Here is a 21,583-nt window from a genome sequence, read left to right on the forward strand (position 1 = left end):
AATAACGTAAGGATACACTTTGCAAACCGGGTCAATGTTTTGGCTCTGAGTGTCAGACAATCGATAATCGTTTTAACCGGTATGTGCGAAGGCCAGCCCATCTTTGGCCAGCAACCGTGTAATGTCGGCGGCGGGTCGGGCGGGGCCGTAGAAGAAGCCCTGAACCTGGTGACAGCCGAGGCTTTTCAGGTAGGCAAGTTGGTCGTCGGTTTCCACACCTTCGGCCACAATCTCGAGTTTGAGGCCGTGAGCCATGGCGATAATGGCGTTGACGATGCAGGCTCCGTCTTCGCCACTGCGTATGGCTTTAACAAAGGACTGGTCCACCTTCAGAGTGTGAATCGGTAGACGGTGCAGGTAATTGAGCGAGGAATAGCCGGTACCGAAATCGTCGATGGCGATGCGCACGCCGGTGGCGGCCAGCTCCTTGAGCTTGCGGCTGATCTGTTCAAGATCATTCATGATCACGTTTTCTGTGATCTCGATTTCCAGGTTATCGGCCGGGAAGTTGTGGGCGGCCACACGGTTCATCAGGGTTTCGACGAATCTGGGATGCTCCACCTGGCTGGGGGAGAGGTTCACCGCCAGGCGCAGGTCGGAATGCCCGCTACTGATCCAGCGGCCCACGTCGCGGCAGGCCTGATCGATAACCTGTTCACTGAGTTTGCCAACCAGCCGGGTTTCTTCTGCCAGGGGCAGGAAATCCCCGGGGTAGAGCAGTCCCCGTTCCGGGTGCTGCCAGCGCACCAGGGCCTCCAGGCCCACCACCCGGTTGGAACGGGAGCATACCTGAGGCTGGTAAAACACCCGGAGCTCGTTGCGTTCCAGTGCCAGGCGAAGATCCCGTTCCAGGCTCAGCCGGTTGGCGGTGTTGATGCTCATGCTGTCGGAATAGAAGCGATAGCCATCTTTACCCCGCGCTTTCACGTGGTACATGGCAATATCGGCGTTCTGTATCAGCAGATCCATGGTCTCGCCGGCTTCGGGGAATACTGAAATCCCGATACTGACCCCCACAAAGACCTCGTGGTCTCCCAGCTGGAACGGCGCTTTCAGAGCGTTGATCAGTTTACGGGCAATGTTCCTTGCGTCGTCGTTGCCGTGAATGCTCGGCAATAACAGGGTGAATTCATCGCCCCCGAAGCGGGACAGGGTGTCTCCCCGGCGCAGGCACTTTTCCAGTCGATGCGTGACCGCCTGCAACAGGCGATCTCCCATGGCGTGTCCGAGCGTGTCGTTAACCACCTTGAAGCGGTCCAGATCCAGAAACATCACGGCAAGTTTCTGCTGGCTGCGTCGTGCATGGGTGATGGCCAGTTCCAGCCGGTCTTTGAACAGAGCCCGATTCGGCAGCCGGGTCAGCAGGTCGTGGTAAGCCTGGAAATTGATGAAGGCCTCGGCCTCCTTGCGCTCGGTGACATCGCGGGCGATGCCATAATAACGCGCTGGCTGGCCGGTGCAGCCGCCCTGGGTCTTGCCGGTCTGGGGCCAGGTTTGTGGGTCTACCGGGAAGGCGGTGATCTCGAAATGACGGGTGGCCTTGCGGCTGCCCCGGGTTTTCAGGCGGACCTCCAGCACCCGGGGATTATCCGCAGAGATGTTGGGGCCCTGCAGAGCATAGGTGCCACGGGCCACGTCCCGGTCATCCAGTATGTGGCGGAAATGCTGCCCGCAGAGCTCTGAGGGCTGATAGCCGAGCAGGCTTTCGACCTTGTTGTTGATGAAGCAGATATGCCCGGTTTCATCGAGCATGAACACGATGTCCGGCGAGCTGTTGACGATATAGCGGTGCAGAGCCTCGGATTTCTCCAGCCGGGACTGAACCATCTCATGGGCGCGAATAAGCGACTGCTTGCCCAGAACCCCTTCCACAGTTGCCAGCAATTCTTCCGGGTCAAAGGGTTTACGGATGTAATCCAGTGCGCCCCGGCGCAGGGCCCGACTGACGGTGCTGAAAGACGACTCTCCGCTGACCACAATGACGCCGCAATCCGGCTGCAGCCGGCCGGTTTCCGCCATTACCTGGAAACCGTCCAGCTCTGGCATGTTCAGATCCAGCAGGGCCAGATCAAAGGCTTGCCGGTGAAGCTGTTCACAGGCCTGTCGCCCACCGTGGGCTTCTGACACCTCAAAACCCCGGCTCCGGAGGAGGTCGGCCAGGGTTTTGAGCAGGCGTGGCTCGTCGTCTGCCACCAGGATACTGGGGCGTCGTGAAAGGCTGGAGGACTCTGTGGTCTGTTCGCTTGCCATGGCTGTGTGTCCGTGGTTTCGTCGTCAGTCGGCGTCGTTATCGTTATGACTTGCCGCCGGCAGCAGTATCCGGAAGGCCGTGCCCTCCTGTCCGGTGTGGCAAGCAATGATGCCCTCCATGTCATCAATCAGTTGTTTAACAATGCTCAGCCCCAGGCCGCTATGGCCATCTCCCTTGGTGCTGTTGACCGGTTCAAACAGTCGGCGTTGCAATGGCTCCGGAATGCCGGGACCGTTATCGGTGACCTGCAACTCAACCCAGCGTCGCCGGTTCTGAAACAGGGGTGCCGTGGTTTTCAGAGTGACGGTTCCGGGCCGCTCTCCAAAACCCTCAACTGCGTTTCTGACCAGATTAAGGACGATCTGGCGGACCGCAGAGGGGGCTGCCTGTACTTGAGTGTCCGCTTTGCAGAGGTGCAGGTGAAGCTCCCGGTGATCGTCATGGAACAGGCTATCCCGAAGGATTCTGCCCAGACCGGTCAGTTCTTCGTTCAGATCGGTGTCGGAGCCTGTTGCTTCGGCTGCGTGCTGGCTGATCTGCAACAACAGGTTGCCGGCACGCTCGAGTTCTTCCTGAATGATGTTCAGCTCATCCTGAACATCTGGATCCTGGAGCCGGCTGCGCAGCTGGAACAGGTACTGGCGGATAATGGTGAGCGGGTTACTGACCTCGTGTACCTGTCGGCGCAGACGATCGTTCACCATTTGCTGGTCCGAGCCAAGGCGATCGGCAGATGACAGCTCAAGAACCGCTGAGAGTTCCCGGGTGAACAACTCTCCGAGGTTGCGCGCACCCGCCACTGTCTGGTCGTCGATGCCAATCACGAACACACTGTCCCCGGTTGCAACCGGGAGCGCCAGTAGTGAGGGTGCGGCCAGCAAGGAGCACAGCTGTTGATCAAGCACGGTGGGTTCGGTCTGATCCATGGTTGTGGTGGTGCCGGTTCTCAGAGCAGTGGTTAGCGCGCTGTCGCCGTAGGCTGGATTAACGGACATCTCCGGCAGTTGCCGGCAGGTGCCTGAACGTAGCGTAAGATCCTCACCCTCCCGGCTGAAGCAGAGCACGGGCAGACCGGTGATCAGTGCCAGGCTGCTGGCGGCTTCCGACACCAGTGTGGAGAGGTTTTCCGGGCCAGAGGCTGGCAACGCCAGCGCGGTTCGCACCATGGTGTGTTCCAGCAGCCGCTGGTTCAGCTGACGTCTGGCCTCGCGGGCATCGTAATCAGTATCCAGAGGGATACCGAGGGAGGCAGCCACGCTGGCAACCTCTTCGCCGATCTTCTTGTTGATCTCACGGGTAAGATCTTCCTGCAACCCGAAGATGGTGGCCGCTGCCCCTACGCCTACGGCATCAGACAGAGCTAGCCGGGTAGAGAGACTGACCACCTTGACCAGGTGCCCGGCATCCCTCAGTTGTCCTGGCAGGGCCTGTTGATAGCGCATGGCATCGACAGCCATTGTGCCCAGCCCCCAGGAGGACACCAGCCCGGCGGCGATGTCGTTCTGCTGGTTCAGTATCTGTTGCTTGCGTTCGGGGCAGGGTGTTTTGATCGCAATGAGCTCGCCAATGTTATGCATCATCCCCAGAAGAAAGGCCTCTTCCGGTTCCGGGTAGCGGGTCAGCGTAGCCAGCGTCTTGGCCGTCAGTGCGGTGGTCAGGGAGTGCCGCCAGAAGTCCCTCAGTTGTTGCCACTCATCGCCTCCAAGTTCAAACATCAGCTGTCGCAGGGCGGACGTCAGTAGCAACGTCTGGAATTTTCGGGTCCCCAGTCTCAACAGGGCCTGTTCAACAGAATGGCTGGGAGCTCCCCGATGGTATAGCGCGGAACTGGTGAGGGCGAGTAACCGGGTAACGAGGGCGGTGTCGGCAGAAACGATACGACTGATTTCACGATAGCTTTGACCGGAATGGCAGGCGTCCAGAGCGCGCAGGATAACCTCCGGAAGGCTCGGCAGCTGTAGATCTGACGCAATATCCGTCGCTGTAGTCATGGCACGCCCCTTTGGTCCTGCGCGGTCCGCTAATGGCCGTGCGCAAGCTTCCCTGTTCTGTATTGAAATAATATGACAGGGTGTTCATTCTTCTTGTTGGTCCCTGAGCTTAGACAATAATCCGTCACTATTAAATACTTATTGGTGCTTTTTTAAGCAATCTATCATCCGGTCTGTGATATGTGTACCCTTTTTACAGGTTAAAATGTCGCTTATAGTGACAAGTTTAAGCGTCCAGGCTGTTTTTCATGGAAGTCCCCAAGCAGACACAAAGCCAGAACCCAGCGCAAAAATCGCGCCAGACCCGAACCATTGCCATTACGGGCGGAAAGGGCGGTGTTGGCAAGACCACGGTGGCGCTGAACCTGGCCATTGCTCTGTCCGAGCAGGGCCAGAAGGTGCTTCTGCTGGATGGTGATACCGACCTTGCCAACGTCAGCATTATGGTAGGTGCCTACCCTCAGCGCACGCTTGCCGATGTGGTGGCGGGGCGATGCGCCATGCAGGATATTATCATGACCACCTACGCCGGGCTGGATCTGATCCCAGGTGCATCCGGTGTGCAGAGCTGTATGGAGATGTCGGAGCAGGGCGGTCTGGCTGTTCTGCGGGCACTGCATGAGCTTGAGAACCGCTACGACACCGTTATTATCGATACGGCGTCGGGTTTACAGTCGGTGGGCTTGCATATGATTGCTGCTGCCGAGCTGGCCTGTCTGGTTGTCACGCCTGATCCGGCCTCACTAACCGACGCTTTTTCTCTGATGAAGGTACTCAAACGCCGCGGCTACCGCCGGACTCCGGCAGTGATCGTTAATATGGCGCAGGGGGCCAGTCAGGCGCGCTCTGTGTTTCAGCGTTTTAATGGTGCCTGTCAGCGCCATCTGCAATGGTCGCTGCATTATCTGGGCGGGCTCTGGCGTGATGAAACTCTGCGTCAGTCAGTGCTGGACCAGATGCCGGTGACGGTGCTGCCGGCTTCGGACCCCTCCTGTCGGCAGTTTCACTCCCTGGCGGAGATGCTGAACGTTCATGTTGGCCGACTGCCCCCAAGAAAGGCGGGGATTGCCGCTTATTGGTACCGGGCCGCCAAACGCGCCACTGAGGCGGACGCAGGTAATGGTCAGAACAGCGGGGCGGATAAAAGCCGCCGGCAGCATTGTCTGGATCTGATCGCGCAATTAGAAAAGGCCATGATATCGGTACCCGACGATGTCATGCTCAGATATGAAGCATTTACCCGGCTGTTTGCACTGTTGGGGCGCAGTCCCGATGCCGACACGGTGGAGATCATTCAGACCAGTCTCGCCGCCATGAACTGGGATAAGCTGCCGACTCGCGATCGCGCCAGTCTTGCCCGTCATTTGCGGCATTTGTCAGATGAGTTGGCACCACTGCCGAGTGACCAGGCCCCCTCTCAGGCGGTTCATCACAGCCTGGAGGGCCCTCTGTATGACCGGGTCAGTTTCGGTGAGCAGGAGCAACTGGTACGCGCCCTGCGGGAAAAACCGGCCAATGTCTCACTGGACGACCTGCTGCGGGCGCTGGCGGGCAAAGACCGAACGGGCTCCTGAGGCAGCCGTTTCAGGGTCGATCCATGTGCCTTTTTAATTGTCATTTTATTAGCGTTTTTTGTGTCGTAATTTTGCAGTCTGTCACCGTGCTGTCACGTTCGTTGTGTGAGAATTGACCGATATCGTGGCTCGTGGCCCGCAATATGCAGGCACTCTGACAGGCGGTTGCAACAGGGAATCAGTGACGACGGGGAAAGGGATGTGCCCCGCCCGCACAGTACTGGCCGGTGTCAGATCGGCATTAGTGATCTCAGAGAAGGAGTTCTATCATGGCAATACAGCAGGTACATCACGCTGACACTTCATCATCAAAGGTGCTCGGGCAGCTCCGTGGCAAGCGGGTTCTGATCACCGGTACCACCGGCTTTCTGGGCAAGGTGGTCCTCGAAAAGCTGATTCGGGCGGTGCCTGATATCGGCGCAATTTACCTGCTGATCCGGGGCAATAAACGGCATCCGGATGCTCGTTCCCGTTTCCTGGAAGAAATTGCCACCTCCTCGGTGTTTGACCGTCTTCGCGAGGCCGATTCAGAGGCATTTGACGCCTTTCTGGAAGAGCGCATTCACTGCGTGACCGGTGAGGTGACCGAAGCGGGTTTCGGGATAGGGCAGGAAGACTATCGCAAACTCGCCACCGAACTGGATGCGGTGATCAACTCCGCTGCAAGCGTGAATTTCCGTGAAGAGCTCGACAAGGCGCTGGCCATCAACACCCTGTGCCTTCGGAATATTGCCGGCATGGTGGATTTGAATCCGAAGCTTGCGGTCCTGCAGGTCTCCACCTGCTATGTCAATGGCATGAACTCGGGGCAGGTCACCGAATCGGTGATCAAGCCGGCAGGCGAGGCCGTGCCGCGTTCCCCGGACGGCTTCTATGAGATAGAAGAGCTTGTTCGCCTGCTTCAGGATAAAATTGAAGACGTTCAGGCCCGTTATTCCGGCAAAGTGCTGGAGAAGAAGCTGGTGGACCTGGGGATTCGGGAAGCCAACCGCTATGGCTGGAGCGATACCTACACCTTTACCAAGTGGCTGGGCGAACAGTTGCTGATGAAGGCGTTAAACGGGCGCACGCTGACCATTCTGCGTCCTTCGATTATCGAAAGTGCCCTGGAGGAACCAGCGCCCGGCTGGATTGAGGGGGTGAAGGTGGCAGATGCCATCATCCTGGCTTACGCACGGGAAAAAGTCACCCTCTTCCCGGGCAAACGCTCCGGTATCATCGATGTGATTCCAGTGGACCTGGTGGCCAACTCTATCATCCTTTCCCTGGCGGAAGCTCTTGGAGAACCCGGTCGACGTCGCATCTATCAATGTTGCAGCGGGGGCGGCAATCCAATCTCCCTGGGTGAGTTCATCGATCATCTCATGGCGGAATCAAAAGCCAATTACGCTGCCTACGATCACCTGTTCTACCGGCAGCCCAGCAAGCCGTTTCTGGCGGTTAACCGGGCGCTGTTTGATTTGGTGATCAGTGGTGTTCGCTTACCGCTCTCCCTGACGGACCGTGTGCTCAAATTACTGGGAAATTCCCGGGACCTGAAAATGCTCAGGAACCTGGATACCACCCAGTCGCTGGCAACCATTTTTGGTTTCTACACCGCGCCGGATTATATCTTCCGCAACGATGAGCTGATGGCGCTGGCGAACCGGATGGGTGAGGTTGATAAAGGGCTGTTCCCGGTGGATGCCCGCCTCATTGACTGGGAACTCTACCTGCGCAAGATTCACCTGGCCGGGCTCAATCGCTATGCCCTGAAAGAACGAAAGGTGTACAGCCTGAAAACCGCGCGCCAGCGCAAAAAAGCTGCCTGAAAATCTTCTCCGGGGCAGGAAAGCGTTTCTGCTCCGGATTCCTCCTTCTGTTTTGGCCATTTCCTGCGGGCCAACTATCCTTGAGAGAGTCACCTGGTAGTGGCCCGTCCCTGCCCTTATCGCTGCATTTCTGAGCAGGTTGCCCCTAATTGCCGGGCATCTTAGGACGTTAGTCTAATTCATTGTGCGGTGGCACACATGTTGAACTACAGGCATCTGTCTTGCGGGCGAAAAACGCCCAACCACCCTGAATTTAAAAACCGACAATGACAACAGACTCAGATCAAGGGGGAGCACAATGACTGACAAGCAGGTATATCCGGTAAGTCCGGAGGTCGCCGAGCGCGCACTGGTCAGCAAATCGCAATATGAGGAAATGTATCGCCAGTCCGTAGAGGACCCGAATACCTTCTGGGGCGAGCATGGCAAGCGTATTGACTGGATCAAGCCGTTCACCAAGGTCAAGAACAGTACCTACGATTACAATAACTTGTCCATCAAATGGTTCGAGGACGGTGTCCTGAACGCTTCGGCCAACTGCCTGGACCGTCACCTGGAACAGCGGGGCGATCAGACCGCGATCATCTTTGAGGGGGACGATCCCTCGGTATCCCGGAATGTCACCTACCGGGAGCTCTACGAAGAGACCTGCAAGTTCGCCAACGTGCTCAAGGACCAGGGCGTCAAGAAGGGTGATGTGGTTACCATCTACATGCCCATGATCGTTGAAACCGCCGTTGCCATGCTGGCCTGCGCACGTATTGGTGCGATCCACTCTGTTGTGTTTGGCGGCTTTTCTCCGGAAGCTCTGGCCGCGCGGATTGTGAACGGCAAATCCCGTTTCGTGATCACTGCGGATGAAGGTCTGCGTGGCGGCCGTGCCATCCCGCTGAAGAAGAATGTGGATTCCGCCCTCAAGCATGAGAACGACGCCAAGGTCGACAAGGTGATCGTGGTGTCCCGCACCGGCAACGATCAGGTGCCCTGGACCGAAGGCCGCGACCTGCGTTACGAAGACCTGATGAAGAACGCCTCGGCTGAATGCCAGCCAGAGCCGATGAATGCGGAAGACCCGTTGTTCATGCTGTACACCTCTGGCTCTACCGGTGCGCCGAAAGGCGTTCTGCACACTACCGGTGGTTACATGGTCTATGCCTCCATGACCCACCAGTACGTGTTCGACTATCACGATGGTGATGTTTACTGGTGTACTGCTGATTTTGGTTGGGTGACCGGCCATAGCTACATTCTCTATGGGCCGCTGGCCAACGGCGCCATCACCCTGCTGTTCGAGGGCGTGCCCAACTACCCGGACAGTTCCCGTATCGGGCAGGTGGTCGACAAGCACAAGGTCAACATCCTGTATACTGCGCCGACCGCTATCCGCGCATTGATGGCGCAGGGTGAGTCCTGCATGGACGGCACCACCCGTGACAGCCTGAAACTGCTGGGCTCTGTGGGTGAGCCGATCAACCCGGAAGCCTGGGAGTGGTATCACCGCGTTATCGGTAACAGCAAGTGTCCGATCGTAGACACCTGGTGGCAGACCGAGACCGGCGGCATTCTGATTTCTCCGCTGCCTGGCGCGGTGGACCTGAAGCCGGGTTCCGCGACGCTTCCGTTCTTCGGCGTTCAGCCGGCGCTTGTGGATAACGAAGGCAACATCCTGGAAGGCAAGACCGAAGGCAACCTGGTGATCCTCGACAGCTGGCCGGGCCAGATGCGCACCATCTACGGTGATCACGAGCGTTTCGTTCAGACTTACTTCAGCACCTACAAGGGTATGTACTTCACCGGTGACGGTGCCCGTCGGGATGAGGACGGTTACTACTGGATTACCGGTCGGGTGGATGACGTTCTGAACGTCTCTGGCCATCGACTGGGCACTGCGGAAGTTGAGAGTGCGCTGGTTGCTCACGACAAGGTGGCAGAAGCTGCCGTGGTGGGTTACCCGCATGACATCAAGGGGCAGGGCATCTACGTGTACGTAACGCTGGTGCAGGGCGAGGAGCCCAGCGACGAGCTCAAGAAAGAGCTGGTACAGTGGGTGCGTAAGGAAATCGGCCCGATTGCCTCGCCGGATGTGATTCAGTGGGCACCTGGACTGCCCAAGACCCGGTCTGGCAAGATTATGCGCAGGATTTTGCGTAAAATTGCCGCTAACGAGCACGATCAGCTTGGAGATACGTCCACTCTGGCTGATCCGGGCGTAGTGGATGAGCTGATCAGCAGCCGGGCGTTCAAGTAACGCCCCGCTGCTGGCACTAACCTGTGAGGAATCTGTTGAATGACACAAACAATTATCGTCGCTGATGATCACCCGCTGTTTCGGGCAGCATTGAAACAGGCGGTCAATCAGGCGGTGCCGGATGCCGAGACGGTGGAGGTCGACAGCATCAAGGCGCTGCAGGCGGCGGTAGAGTCGCACCCGGATGCGGACCTGATCCTGCTGGATCTGAACATGCCGGGTGCCCATGGCTTTTCCGGTCTGGTGTTCATGCGAGGCCAGTATCCGGGTTTGCCTGTGGTGGTTGTGTCCGGTTCAGAGGATCTGCAGGTGATGCGCCGTTCGATTGATTACGGTGCTTCCGGCTTTATTCCCAAATCGGCACCTTTGCCGACCATTACCGAGGCGATACAGGCGGTGCTGGAGGGGGATGTCTGGCTGCCGGAGGGTGTCGCCGACAAGATTGAGCGGATGCAGGCTGAGACCACGGATTTCTCTGAGCGTCTGGCGTCGCTGACACCGCAGCAGTTCCGGGTGTTGGGGATGCTGGCCGAGGGGCTTCTGAACAAGCAGATCGCTTACGATCTGGATGTTTCGGAGGCGACGATCAAAGCTCACATCACGGCGGTGTTCCGCAAGCTTGGGGTTCGTAACCGGACTCAGGCGGTGATTGCCATTCAGCAGATGGAGCTGGATCCTTCGGAGCAGTCGCTTTCGGGGAGTTGAGGCTTTAGCTTTTCAGTTTGTTTCAAAACGGGAGCCTTTGGGCTCCCGTTTTTGTTTTCGGCTTGCTTGTGTTCTGTAGCTCTCGGGGCTGGTGCTGTGCCGCAGGTGGGGAGGCTTTCCCTGGGACCGCTACAAGCACTTCCCTGTGCGCTTCTCTTTGGCCATCCATGGCCAAAGACATCCCAGGGAAAGCCTCCCCACCTGCGTCATCATGCTTTGGTGATTGCTTATCGGGATACGCTTGTTACCCATTTTATGGGCGGGTTCCCTTTCTCGTTCTTTGGCCATTGTTTTATTGGGTTTTCTGTTGTAGTTTTCGGCTAACAAGTGTGCGCTGAAAGTTTCGTGCATGGTAAGTGTGTTCAACAGCAAATGGTGACAGGTAAAAGATGAACGCAGCAGTGAAACCCGAAACAAGTGTGAGTGCTGTCTTCGGAAAGCCGGACGAACGGGAACTCCGGGATCGCATGAAAAAGGAACTTCCCGCTGACACGTTCAAGCCGCAGACCTGGCGGGTGACCTGGTTTCTGCCTCTGCAGGCCATTATCTGGGGTGGGCTGGCCGTTATCCTGATGGCGGGTTTGCCGTGGTACGCCAACCTGGGGCTGGCATTGCTGGTGGGGCATACCATAGGTTGCCAGGCACTGCTAGCCCATGAGGTGCTGCATGGTGCTCTGGGCATGAGCCGGCGCTGGCAGAATGTGTTTGGTTGGCTGGGGTTTGGGCCGTTGTTGGTGCCGCCGGAGTTCTGGCGCAAGTGGCACAATGTCGTGCATCACGGTAACACCAATACCGGCGATACGGACCCGGACAGCTTCGGCACGCTGCGTCGTTACAAGACCAATCCAGGCCAGAAGAAGTTTCACAAGTTGGCTCCGGGTTCGGGTACCTGGTACAGCTATCTGTTCCTGACCTATTCCTTCACCTTCCACGCCCAGCTGGTGCTGTGGATTCAGGCGAAACGCCGCAAGCAGTTCAAGGGGTTTGATCGCCGGAAGGCCATCGCCCAGGTGTTTCTGTGCCTGGGGGGCTGGCTGGCGCTGGCTGTGGTTTCTGGCTCTCTCGCGCTGTTTACGGTGCTGATTCCGTTCATGGTGGCCAATGCGCTGGGGCAGGGCTATATCCTCACCAATCACTTCCTGCGCCCGCAGACGGCCACCAATAACCCGCTGGATAACTCCATGAGCCTGCGTAGCCATCCGGTGCTGGACCGACTGCATTTCCGCTTTAGTCACCACGTCGAACACCACTTCTTTCCGAAAATGGCCCACAACATGGCGCCGAGGGTTCGCAAGTGGCTGGAGGAAAACGAGCCGGAGCGTTATATGGCCATGCCTCATGGCACGGCGCTCAGGATGCTCTACACCACTCCGCGGGTGTACAAATCCCCGACGGAGTTGGTGGATCCTAATGATGAAAGCCGGGTGTTTGATTTGCTGCCGTTACAATCAGAGTACTCAGCAGCTAATCTGAATTAACTCCCGGCGTAGCCAAGTTCTTTGTTCACCAGGTTAAACAGCTCACCCCGCTTGTGCCACCGATCAAAGTTCTCCAGGAACTGATCGGTGAGCGCCCGTTTCCAGCCGATAAAATCACCGGCCATATGGGCGGTCATGATCACGTTTTCCCGCTGCCAGAGCGGGTGATCCGAGGGCAGGGGCTCCTCCTCAAAAACATCCAGTCCGGCGCCGGCAATCTCGCCATCGTCGAGTGCCTTGAGCAGGGCTTCGGTATTGACGATCGGGCCGCGGCCGATGTTGATCAGGCGTGCGGTCTTTTTCATGGCGGCAAAGGCTTTGGCATCAAACAGGCCTTCGGTTTGTGGCGTCAACGGCGCCGCAATCACCACGAAGTCTGCATGTGAGAGCTGCTCATAGAGCTCATCGTTGCCATGCACCGCCACGAAATCCGGGTCATCATGTCTCGGGGTACGGGCGATACCGTGGGCGTGCAGGCCGATGGCCTTTACCAGCCGGCCAATCTGCCGGCCGATGGAGCCAGCGCCAACCACCAGTACCTGTTTGCCCTCGGCCCGTTCGGTATCCCGGTGTTTCCACTCCTGATTCATCTGCAGCCGGATGGAGCGGGGGAAATCCTTGGCGAACATCAGGATGGTACAGAGCACGTATTCGGCGATGGTGCGGTCGAAAATGCCACGGGCGTTGGTGACCACCACATCGCTCTTGATCAGGGCGGGAAACATCAGCGCATCCACCCCCGCGCTGGTGGCGTGAATCCATTGCAGCTTGTCAGCACAGGGCCAGGCCGCTTCAAGGGCTTCGGTACGGAAGTCCGTGACCATCATGACATCGGTGCCTGGCAGGCTTTCACGCAGGGTGGGTTCGTCGCAGGCGAAGCGCACTTCAGCCCGGGCCCTGACCGCCTCTATACCCGGCGGTGCCGGCTCTCCCGGTGCTGTCAGAACGGTAACGACCGGTTTGCGTGAATCTGTCATGTAACCTCCGGTAATGGTGCACTCAATAACGACTGTCTTACTAGTCTGGTAGGCGGTTGTGGCCTGGTCAACCTGAGGCGGCCGGAACCGGTTTTTCAGGGGTTCGGTTATCCTTTAGTCCCGCTTGCTTGTACCCCCCCTCTTTCCTGACTAACCTGCAAAGGTACGCTTTTATTTACCCTGTCCCCCAGGAGGTGCTTATGGCGGAATCCGCGAACAAGGACACCGGCCAGACCAAGCCGCGTAAAGTGAAGTACCGGAAGACCAAGGCCAGTTGGAACCCTGCCATGCAGGCCATTCCTGTTTCGGGGATTCGTCGCCTGGTGAATATGGCATCTACCATGAAGGATGTGATTCATCTGTCGATCGGCCAGCCAGATCTGCCCACGCCCAAACATGTTATCGACGCCTACATTGATGCGCTCAATGCCGGCCAGACCGGTTACACCATGGATGCCGGCCTGCCGGAGTTGCTGGTTGCACTGCGGGATTACTATGGCAAGCGCTACAACCGCAAGCTCACCCGTGACAACATCCTGGTAACGAGCGGCGCGACTGAAGCCATGTATCTGGCCATTTCGGCCACCTCGGCGCCCGGGCGGCAGTTCATCGTGACCGACCCATCGTTTCTGTTGTATGCACCTTTGATCCGGATGACCGGGGGTGAGGTGAAGTTTGTTCCCACGCGGGCCGAGAACAACCACCAGCTGGATCCGGACGATGTGATTCGGGCCATGGGCTCCCGCACCTTTGCGCTGATCCTGAACAACCCGAACAACCCCACCGGGGCGGTGTATCCCCGCAGTACCGTGGAGACCATTCTGGAAGAGTGCGCCTATCGTGGTATCCAGGTATACGCCGATGAAGTGTATGACCACCTGATTTTTGATGACGATGATTTTGCCAGTGTCCTCAATTGTTCCATGGACCTGGATAACATCATGTGCATCAGCAGTTTCTCCAAAACCTACAGTATGGCCGGCCTGCGCGTAGGCTGGGTCATTTCCAGCCAGGCGGCGATCAAGTCCCTGCGCCGGTACCATATGTTCACCACCTCAGTGGCCAATACCCCATCCCAGTTTGCCGGAGTGGCGGCGCTGACGGCCGACCAGCAATGCGTTCAGGACATGGTGGATATCTACCGGGAGCGTCGGGACAAGGTTGTCGAGTTGATTGATCAAACCCCTTACCTGACCGGCTACAAGCCCGGCGGTGCCTTTTTCGCTTTCCCGGACTTGCCGCCCCACGTGGATGGTTCGGATCTGGCCTTGCGCATGCTGAAGGAAACCGGTGTCTGCGTGGTGCCGGGGGACGCCTTTGGTGAGCACTGCACCAACGCCTTGCGGTTCAGTTTCTCCACTACCTGCGAGCGTATGGAAGAGGCCTTTGACCGGATCATCCCCTGGATGGCCAAACAGCAGTTCTGAGGCCTGGCATGTCGGCTCTGGAATCCGTCCTGATTCAATGTCCCTACTGTTGGGAGACGCTGGATATCAGCGTCGACCCGACCGTGCCTGAGCAGGAATATGTCGAGGACTGCCAGGTGTGCTGTCAGCCCATTGTTCTGACTGTCCAGTTGGAAGAGGGGCGAGTCGTCAGCGTGGATGCCCGCCCAGAGAATGAGTAAGCGCATGACCAATCGTTAATGCCAGTCAGTTGCGGTGCAGGGCGCTCTGGCGCAGGATAAAAGCCGACCAATTTGCAGGGAATCCAATCATGTTGAATCACGCCAAAGCCTGGCTGCTGTCTCTGTTCGTTGTGCTGACGGCTAGCGGCTGCGCAAGCCTTTCGCCCTACGCCATCTCCGAGGGTGAGATTGAGGGTCACCTGAAGGATGTGGTGGCGGAGTTTGATCGAAAACAGCTGCAGAGTGGGTCGCCTCTCAGTCTCAGCCTGGATGACGCGGATATTACCCTTGGACCTGATGGTCGGGACGTAGCGGTGATCGACCTGCGTGGACAGGTAGCCCTGAATGCGTTGATGGCCAAGTTACCCGTGGACCTCGCTTTGAAAGTGGAGGGCGCGCCGGTATACGACCGCCAGGAGAAAGCGGTGTATATCCGCCGCTTGCAGTTGCTGGAGAGCTCGATTGACTCGCCCTTCTTCAAAGGGGATCTGGCACCCATCACCGACAATGTCATGCGGGCGGTGGCCCAGATGCTGGAAACCATGCCGGTGTATCGTCTGGATGAAACCGATTTCGCCCAGCGCATGTTCGGGATGGTACCGATGGATGTGCGGGTAGCCCCGGGACGACTGGAGTTTGTGATGGCGGATCAGTAAGACCGGATCCTGCCTTCCGGTGAGTGGAAGCAAAAAGTCCGGGTGGATGACGTTCCTCCCGGCCTTTCTGTTTGCTGGTGCCGGCCTATGGGCTCAGGCCGTGGCTTTCAGCGCCTCTTCGAAGATGCCGGTGGCTTCGTCAATCTGTTGCTGGTTGACGATCAGCGGCGGCAGCCAGCGCACTATCTCCTGGTATGGGCCACACCGCAGCATCAGCAGCCCCCGCTTTTCACATTCTTTCAGGATCTTGCCGGCGCGTTCTCCGTCCGGGCAGTCTCCGCGGCGCATCTCCACGCCAACCATCAGGCCTTTGCCCCGGACATCTGCCATTTCCGGGTAGTCCTTTTTCAAACTGTGCAGGTTGTCCCACAGGCGTTTGCCCATCGCATCGGCGTTCTGCACAAGGCCCTCTTCCTGAATCACGTCGATGGTTGCTATGGCGGCAGCCGCCGCTACAGCGTTGCCGCCATAGGTGCCGCCCTGAGAACCCGGCCAGCCCTTGGCCATGGTTTCTTCTGAAGCCGCCAGAGCAGAAATGGGGAAGCCGCTGGCCAGGCCTTTGGCGATCATGATGGCGTCGGGTGTTACCCCGAAGTGTTCGTGGGCCCAGAACTTGCCGCTGCGGCCGAACCCGGCCTGTACTTCGTCAAACACCAGCATGATGCCGTGCTTGTCGCAGCGCTCCCGCAACCCCTGCATAAAACGAGCGTTGGCCGGCACGTAGCCACCCTCGCCCTGAACCGGCTCAATCAGCATGGCCGCGGTTTCCTTGGGGGCGGAATAGGTCACGAAGATGCGATCCAGCTCTCTCAGGCAGAAGTCCGTGGCCTCATCCAGGCTCCAGCCGTAATGGAAGGCGTGGGGGAATGGCGCGACGACCACACCCCCCATCATCGGGCTGACGCCGGCTCGCAGGCCCACGCTGGAGGTGGTCATGGACAGTGAGCCCATGGTGCGACCATGAAAGCCGCCATGGAATACGATCACATTGGGGCGACCGGTGGCCTGGCGCACCAGGCGGATGGCACCTTCGGCAACTTCGGTGCCGGCATTGGAAAAGAAAAAGGCATTCAGCGGGTCCGGGGTCACGGCGCCGAGTTTTTCTGCCAGTTCAGGTAGTCTCGGGTTCATGACTGTGGTGGCCTGGGCATGGATCATGGTGGCTACCTGTTTCTGGGCGGCTTCCACCACTTTCGGGTGACAGTGCCCGGTACTGGTGACACCAATGCCGGATGTAAAGTCCAGGTAACGGCGGCCTTCAGGGTCAATGATATAGGCACCTTCGCCTTTGGCAGCGGTGATGCCGGTAGCCTGCTTGAGCAGGGGGGACAGTTTGCCTTTGTGGTCGGTCATGGACACCTCCCGAAGTGAATGGAATACCTCTTTTGCAGCCTAGTCAGGCCCCAAGGCGTTTACAAATAGCATCCCCGATTTCCCGGGTGCTGCGTTGTTCAGAGCCTTTCTCTGCGAGATCCGCGGCCACCGCATCGAACAGTTCCTGCCCGGCCTGGGCCAGCAACGGATCTTTTCGGCCTAGCCAGTCCAGCATGCGGGCGGTGGTAAACAGCATGGCGGTTGGATCAGCGATGCCCTGGCCGGCGATATCCGGCGCGCTACCGTGGGTGGGTTCAAACATGGAGGGCATGTCCGGGTCGGTCGGGTTCAGGTTGCAGGACGGAGCTACCCCCATGCCCCCCGAGATCACGGCGGCCAGATCGGTCAGAATATCGCCCTGGAGGTTGCTGGCTACGACTACGTCAAAGGCCCAGGGGCTGGAGACAAATTTCATGCAGGCGGCATCCACCAGTTCGTGATGGGTGGCTACATCCGGGAATTCCCGGCTGATTTCCTCAAACACTTCGGTATACATGTCACCCCAGTAGCGCAGGGCATTGCGCTTGGTGATCAGGCATACCTGGCTTTCGCAGGTCTTGCCATCCAGTGTCCGGAAGCTGCGGGTGCGGCCTTGCTGAATTCGTTCTCCGGCCCGTTTACGAGCCTGTTCAAAGCCGTACCGGATAATCCGCTCAGTGGCCCTGCGGGTGAACACCTCCATCTGGGTGGCCACTTCGTCGGGCGATCCCGGGCGCAGCCGGCCACCCTGACTGACGTACTCACCCTCGCTGTTCTCGCGAATCACCAGCATATCGATGTCCTTGGCGCGGTCATCTTTCAGGTACTGGCGAGCGCCGGGGAGCAGTCGTGCCGGGCGTTCACACACCCACTGGTCAAAGCCTTTTCGCATGTCCAGCAGGGGCGCGAGCGAAATGCTGTCCGGTAACAGATAGCGCTCCGGGTCGTGCATGGGGCCCGGATCTCCCAGCGCGCCCAGCAGTATGGCGTCGTAGGCCTTGAGCTGCTCAAGGGCATCTGCGGGCCAGGATTCGCCGTGTTCTTCATGCCAGGCGTGAGAGGGCCATGGAAAACGGGTCCATTCCAGTGGCAGGCTGTGCCTGGATCGCAGTGTCTCCAGGCATCGCACGGCTTCTGCGACCACTTCCGGGCCGATACCATCTCCGGGTGTTACTGCAATGCGGGTGGTCTGGGCCATCCATGAACCTCCTTTTAAGAGCGGCTTGACTGATTAAATACACCAAAACCAGTGTAGACCCGCAGCCGGCAGATGCCACCCGACTATGGGTGGTATAGCGAGTTTTCGTTTTACCCGACTGCGGATGGTGTCTATAGTTGAATGTGATTGATTCTTTTACAGTTCCACCCGAATTCATTTCGAGCGAGCCGCTCTGGAGCTTCTGTGGATAGACCCTCTGTTCTTTTTGATGAGTCCCATTGCGACGAGTGCGCCTGTGGTAATGGCCTGGATTTTTCGTTCAGCTTTGCTTTCCAGCCTATTGTTGATGCCACCAATAAAACGGTGTTTGCATACGAGGCGCTGGTGCGCGGAACCGAAGGGCAAGGGGCCATGACTGTGCTGGATAAGGTGAATAACCAAAACCAGTACGCGTTCGACCAGATATGCCGGGTCAAGGCGGTGAAGCTGGCGTCGCGGCTTGATATGAAGGCCATGTTGAGCATCAACTTCATGCCCAACGCGGTCTATCAGGCGGAGTATTGCATTCGTACCACGCTGGCGGCCGCCAAGACCTATAACTTCGACACCCGCAAGATCATCTTCGAGGTAGTAGAGGGTGAGGAGATGACCTCGGTTGATCACCTCACCTCCATTATCGAGGCCTACCAGAGCATGGGGTTCAGCACCGCCATTGATGATTTCGGTGCCGGGTACTCCCGCTACAACCTGATGATTTCCAGCCCGCCCGATTTGCTGAAGCTGGATATGGGGCTGGTTCGCAACATTCATGCGGAACCCAACAAGCAGGCAGTGGTCTCAGGTATCATCACCATGATGCGCCAGCTTGGCGGCCGAATCGTGGCGGAGGGCGTGGAAACGCCGGAAGAATACTTCTGGCTCCGTTCTCAAGGGATCGCCCTTTACCAGGGCTACCTGTTCGCCAAACCGGGATTCGAATGTCTGCCGGAGCCGGTGTTTCCCGACTGACTGACCCTTAACAGGATGTTTCTGTGCTCTATCGCCTGATTACACTGATCGGCGGCCTGGTGTTTGTGGCTGCCCTGTTTGCCCTGGTCTGGTTCTTCTGCAAGAAGTTTCTGCAACATCACGGCGTGACCGACCAGACCTCGGACCGCGCGACTGTGCTGGCTACCTGGACCTTCGCCGGAATCGCCATTGGCCTGGTGTTTGCCGTGGTCGGCGCCTTCGTGCTTGGCCCCTGGGCGTTCTATCGCACCCTTCGTGGTCACGGTGTCAAGATCTCGGATGGCGCGGCCATCTGGTGGGGCTTCGGTATCGTGGCGGTGTCTCTGGCGATTACCGCAGCTGGCTTCTTCGGCTTTCTGATGCTGGTCGGCGCCTATTGAGCTTGCTGCAGATTACGCAGCAAGTCCCGAAACCATACCAGCGCAGGTTCCTGTTCATAGGCCCTGTGCCAATACAGGTGTACATCAATAGACGGCATCTCCACCGGCGGTGCCAACACTTCAATATCGGCGTTCTGGGCAATGATGCGGGCGTAGGTTTCCGGCATGGTCAGTAACAGGTCTGAGCTCTCCACCACCCGGCAGGCGGCGTAGTAGTGCTGGCAGCGCAAGCGGATGTTGCGCTGGGCACCGTGGCGGGAAAGTTCAAAATCCTCAATGCCCGGGCCCTCCGCCCGCGACGACACCAGAATGTGCCTGGCCTCCAGATAGCTGGCCATATCCAGTTCCTGCGCGATGACGGGGTGGCCCTTTCGCGCCAGCACCACCAGCCGGTCCTGCCTGAGCAGTTCATGGCTGGTCTGGTTGCTCACCGGCAGTAACACATCAATGGCAAAGTCCAGTTTGCCCGCCGCCAGTTGTGTTTCCATATCACGCCGTGCGACACGCTGACTCTGCACCTCCATGTCCGGATAGGGCGCCAGTTTTGAAATCAGCTGGGGCAAGAAGGTGGATTCCAGAACATCCCGAAGGCCGAGTGCGTAGGTTTTGCGCTGGCTGGCGGGGTCGAAGGCGTGAAACTGATTCACCGCACTCTGGATCTGGTTCAGCCCCGGGCGCATGGATTCCAGAAACCGTCGGGCCAGGGGGGTGGGCACCATCTGGTTACCCTGGCGGGTAAACAGCGGATCATTGAAATGATCCCGAAGCCGGGCCAGGGAATGGCTGATCGCAGGCTGGGTCAGATGCAGAGCCTTTGCGGCCCGCGTCAGGCTTCCTTCCCGATAGATAGTGTCGAAAACATGCAGCAGGTTCAGGTCCGGTCGATTCAGCGCCATGATGAGGTTCCGTTTTCTGAATAAGCATGGTTAATGATAAACGATAAGAACAATTCAGTCGCGTAATAACGCGTTGGCTCCTAGACTGATTCCCATCTGATCGACATTGCCCCCGACAGGGCGGCCAGCGCGAGGAGCTGCACCATGGATTTCAATATTTCCGAGAAAGGCCAGGATTACCTGAAGCGCGTGAAACAGTTCATGCGCGACGAGATTTTTCCCATTGAGGAGCAGTATCACAAGGAGCTTGCTTCTCAGGAAAACCGCTGGGTGGTGCTGCCGATCATCAAAGAACTGAAAGAAAAAGCCAAGGCCCAGGGCCTGTGGAACATGTTCTTTCCTGACGACAAGTACGGCTGTGGCCTGCTCAACTCCGACTACGCCCTGATTGCCGAAGAAACCGGTCGCAGCTTCATCGCCCCGGAAATCTTCAACTGCAACGCGCCGGATACCGGCAACATGGAAGTACTGATCCACTACGGCTCCGAAGAACAGAAAGCCGAATGGCTGCCGAAACTGCTGAGCGGCGAAATCCGCTCCGCCTTCTGCATGACCGAACCGGCCGTTGCCTCTTCCGATGCCACCAACATGGAAGCCACCGCCACCGTAGAAGGTGACGAAGTGGTGCTCAACGGCCGCAAATGGTGGAGCACCGGCATTGGCCACCCAGACTGCAAAGTGGGCATCTTCATGGGTGTAACCGACCCGGATGCCCAAAAGCACCGCCGACACTCCATGGTGCTGGTGCCGCTGGATGCCCCGGGCATCACCATCGAGCGCATGCTGCCGGTCTTTGGCGCCTACGACGAGCCCTACGGCCACGGCCAGGTGTTGTTCGACAACGTACGTTTGCCCAAAAGCGCCATCATCGCCGGCCCGGGCCGCGGCTTCGAAATCGCTCAGGGCCGTTTGGGGCCAGGCCGCGTGCACCACTGCATGCGTGCCATCGGGGCTGCCGAGCGCGCTCTTGAGATCATGATCAAGCGCGCCATGACCCGCGAAGCTTTCGGTCGGCCAATCGCCAAGCTGGGCGGCAATCCGGACATCATCGCCAACGCCCGTATGAACATCGAACAGGCGAGGTTGCTGACCCTGAAATGTGCCTGGGCCCTGGATACCAAGGGCATTATGGGCGCGTTGCAGGAAGTGTCCATGATCAAGGCGGTGGTGCCGAAGATGCTTCAGCAGATTGTGGATGACGCGATTCAGATTCACGGCGGGGCCGGTGTCAGCGACGATGATTTCCCGCTGACGGCATTGTTCGGTTACGCTCGGGTTCTGCGGTTGGCCGACGGTCCCGACGAAGTGCATCGGGCCATGGTGGCTCGCCTGGAGCTTCGGAAGTATAAGTCCTGATTTTGGGCTTGGGTGCTTTGGCTCTTCTGGCCTCTTGGCTCGGAGTGGGTGGCCGTTGGGGTGGCGCTTCTGAAAAGCGCTCCTTCGGCACGTATATGTAGACCTCTTGTTGC

The 21,583-nt window shown here is 58.2% G+C and carries 17 protein-coding genes; 11 read left to right on the plus strand and 6 right to left on the minus strand.

Annotation, left to right across the window (positions count from 1 at the left end):
* Positions 1 to 72 precede the first annotated feature (72 nt).
* Both Q669_RS01105 and Q669_RS01110 read right to left on the minus strand, forming a co-directional pair.
* Positions 73 to 2,250, minus strand: coding sequence for a putative bifunctional diguanylate cyclase/phosphodiesterase (locus Q669_RS01105; protein ID WP_014420788.1), 2,178 nt, complete (start codon positions 2,248 to 2,250; stop codon positions 73 to 75).
* A gap of 24 nt (positions 2,251 to 2,274) precedes the next feature.
* Positions 2,275 to 4,242, minus strand: coding sequence for an HDOD domain-containing protein (locus Q669_RS01110; RefSeq protein WP_022990912.1), 1,968 nt, complete (start codon positions 4,240 to 4,242; stop codon positions 2,275 to 2,277).
* 248 nt (positions 4,243 to 4,490) lie between these two features.
* On the opposite strand from Q669_RS01110, the gene Q669_RS01115 reads away from it, so the two are divergent.
* The 5 genes from Q669_RS01115 to Q669_RS01135 all read left to right on the plus strand — a co-directional run bounded on the left by Q669_RS01115 (position 4,491) and on the right by Q669_RS01135 (position 12,058).
* Complete coding sequence (locus tag Q669_RS01115) at positions 4,491 to 5,816, plus strand: MinD/ParA family protein (RefSeq protein WP_022990913.1); 1,326 nt, start codon at positions 4,491 to 4,493, stop codon at positions 5,814 to 5,816.
* 269 nt (positions 5,817 to 6,085) lie between these two features.
* On the plus strand, positions 6,086 to 7,627 hold the full coding sequence (locus tag Q669_RS01120; RefSeq protein WP_022990914.1) for a fatty acyl-CoA reductase: 1,542 nt from the start codon (positions 6,086 to 6,088) through the stop codon (positions 7,625 to 7,627).
* 298 nt (positions 7,628 to 7,925) lie between these two features.
* On the plus strand, positions 7,926 to 9,875 hold the full coding sequence (gene acs, locus Q669_RS01125; protein ID WP_022990915.1) for an acetate--CoA ligase: 1,950 nt from the start codon (positions 7,926 to 7,928) through the stop codon (positions 9,873 to 9,875).
* 39 nt (positions 9,876 to 9,914) lie between these two features.
* Positions 9,915 to 10,580: a response regulator gene (locus Q669_RS01130; RefSeq protein ID WP_011785685.1), complete on the plus strand. Its 666-nt coding sequence runs from the start codon at positions 9,915 to 9,917 to the stop codon at positions 10,578 to 10,580.
* A gap of 401 nt (positions 10,581 to 10,981) precedes the next feature.
* Positions 10,982 to 12,058: a fatty acid desaturase family protein gene (locus tag Q669_RS01135; RefSeq protein WP_227501035.1), complete on the plus strand. Its 1,077-nt coding sequence runs from the start codon at positions 10,982 to 10,984 to the stop codon at positions 12,056 to 12,058.
* Here Q669_RS01135 and Q669_RS01140 read toward each other — a convergent pair.
* Positions 12,055 to 13,035 carry a D-2-hydroxyacid dehydrogenase gene (locus Q669_RS01140; protein ID WP_022990917.1) on the minus strand — a complete coding sequence of 327 codons (981 nt, stop codon included), beginning with the start codon at positions 13,033 to 13,035 and terminating at the stop codon, positions 12,055 to 12,057. The genes Q669_RS01135 and Q669_RS01140 overlap by 4 nt on opposite strands.
* Before the next feature lie 200 nt (positions 13,036 to 13,235).
* Between Q669_RS01140 and Q669_RS01145 the strand changes: the two genes are divergently transcribed.
* The 3 genes from Q669_RS01145 (at position 13,236) to Q669_RS01155 (ending at position 15,318) form a co-directional block, all read left to right on the plus strand.
* Positions 13,236 to 14,462 carry a pyridoxal phosphate-dependent aminotransferase gene (locus Q669_RS01145; RefSeq protein ID WP_011785682.1) on the plus strand — a complete coding sequence of 409 codons (1,227 nt, stop codon included), beginning with the start codon at positions 13,236 to 13,238 and terminating at the stop codon, positions 14,460 to 14,462.
* 8 nt (positions 14,463 to 14,470) lie between these two features.
* Positions 14,471 to 14,662, plus strand: coding sequence for a CPXCG motif-containing cysteine-rich protein (locus Q669_RS01150; protein WP_022990918.1), 192 nt, complete (start codon positions 14,471 to 14,473; stop codon positions 14,660 to 14,662).
* An 89-nt stretch (positions 14,663 to 14,751) separates the two neighbouring features.
* On the plus strand, positions 14,752 to 15,318 hold the full coding sequence (locus Q669_RS01155; RefSeq protein WP_022990919.1) for a DUF1439 domain-containing protein: 567 nt from the start codon (positions 14,752 to 14,754) through the stop codon (positions 15,316 to 15,318).
* A gap of 93 nt (positions 15,319 to 15,411) precedes the next feature.
* On the opposite strand, the gene Q669_RS01160 is transcribed toward Q669_RS01155, so the two are convergent.
* The gene (locus Q669_RS01160; RefSeq protein ID WP_011785679.1) at positions 15,412 to 16,671 is read right to left on the minus strand and encodes an aspartate aminotransferase family protein; all 1,260 of its coding nucleotides are present in this window, start codon (positions 16,669 to 16,671) and stop codon (positions 15,412 to 15,414) included.
* A 43-nt stretch (positions 16,672 to 16,714) separates the two neighbouring features.
* Complete coding sequence (locus Q669_RS01165) at positions 16,715 to 17,869, minus strand: isocitrate/isopropylmalate dehydrogenase family protein (RefSeq protein WP_014420795.1); 1,155 nt, start codon at positions 17,867 to 17,869, stop codon at positions 16,715 to 16,717.
* 204 nt (positions 17,870 to 18,073) lie between these two features.
* Between Q669_RS01165 and Q669_RS01170 the strand changes: the two genes are divergently transcribed.
* Together Q669_RS01170 and Q669_RS01175 are read left to right on the plus strand one after the other, a co-directional pair.
* Positions 18,074 to 18,838 (plus strand): EAL domain-containing protein, encoded by a 765-nt coding sequence (locus tag Q669_RS01170; RefSeq protein ID WP_022990920.1) that lies wholly within the window; start codon positions 18,074 to 18,076, stop codon positions 18,836 to 18,838.
* A gap of 23 nt (positions 18,839 to 18,861) precedes the next feature.
* Positions 18,862 to 19,218, plus strand: coding sequence for a hypothetical protein (locus tag Q669_RS01175; RefSeq protein WP_022990921.1), 357 nt, complete (start codon positions 18,862 to 18,864; stop codon positions 19,216 to 19,218).
* On the opposite strand, the gene Q669_RS01180 is transcribed toward Q669_RS01175, so the two are convergent.
* On the minus strand, positions 19,212 to 20,114 hold the full coding sequence (locus Q669_RS01180; protein ID WP_022990922.1) for a LysR family transcriptional regulator: 903 nt from the start codon (positions 20,112 to 20,114) through the stop codon (positions 19,212 to 19,214). The genes Q669_RS01175 and Q669_RS01180 overlap by 7 nt on opposite strands.
* A 144-nt stretch (positions 20,115 to 20,258) precedes the next feature.
* Between Q669_RS01180 and Q669_RS01185 the strand changes: the two genes are divergently transcribed.
* Positions 20,259 to 21,470, plus strand: coding sequence for an acyl-CoA dehydrogenase family protein (locus Q669_RS01185; RefSeq protein ID WP_014420798.1), 1,212 nt, complete (start codon positions 20,259 to 20,261; stop codon positions 21,468 to 21,470).
* The last annotated feature ends 113 nt before the right edge of the window (positions 21,471 to 21,583 follow it).

Source organism: Marinobacter sp. C1S70, assembly GCF_000475355.1.
GTDB classification, from domain to species: domain Bacteria; phylum Pseudomonadota; class Gammaproteobacteria; order Pseudomonadales; family Oleiphilaceae; genus Marinobacter; species Marinobacter nauticus.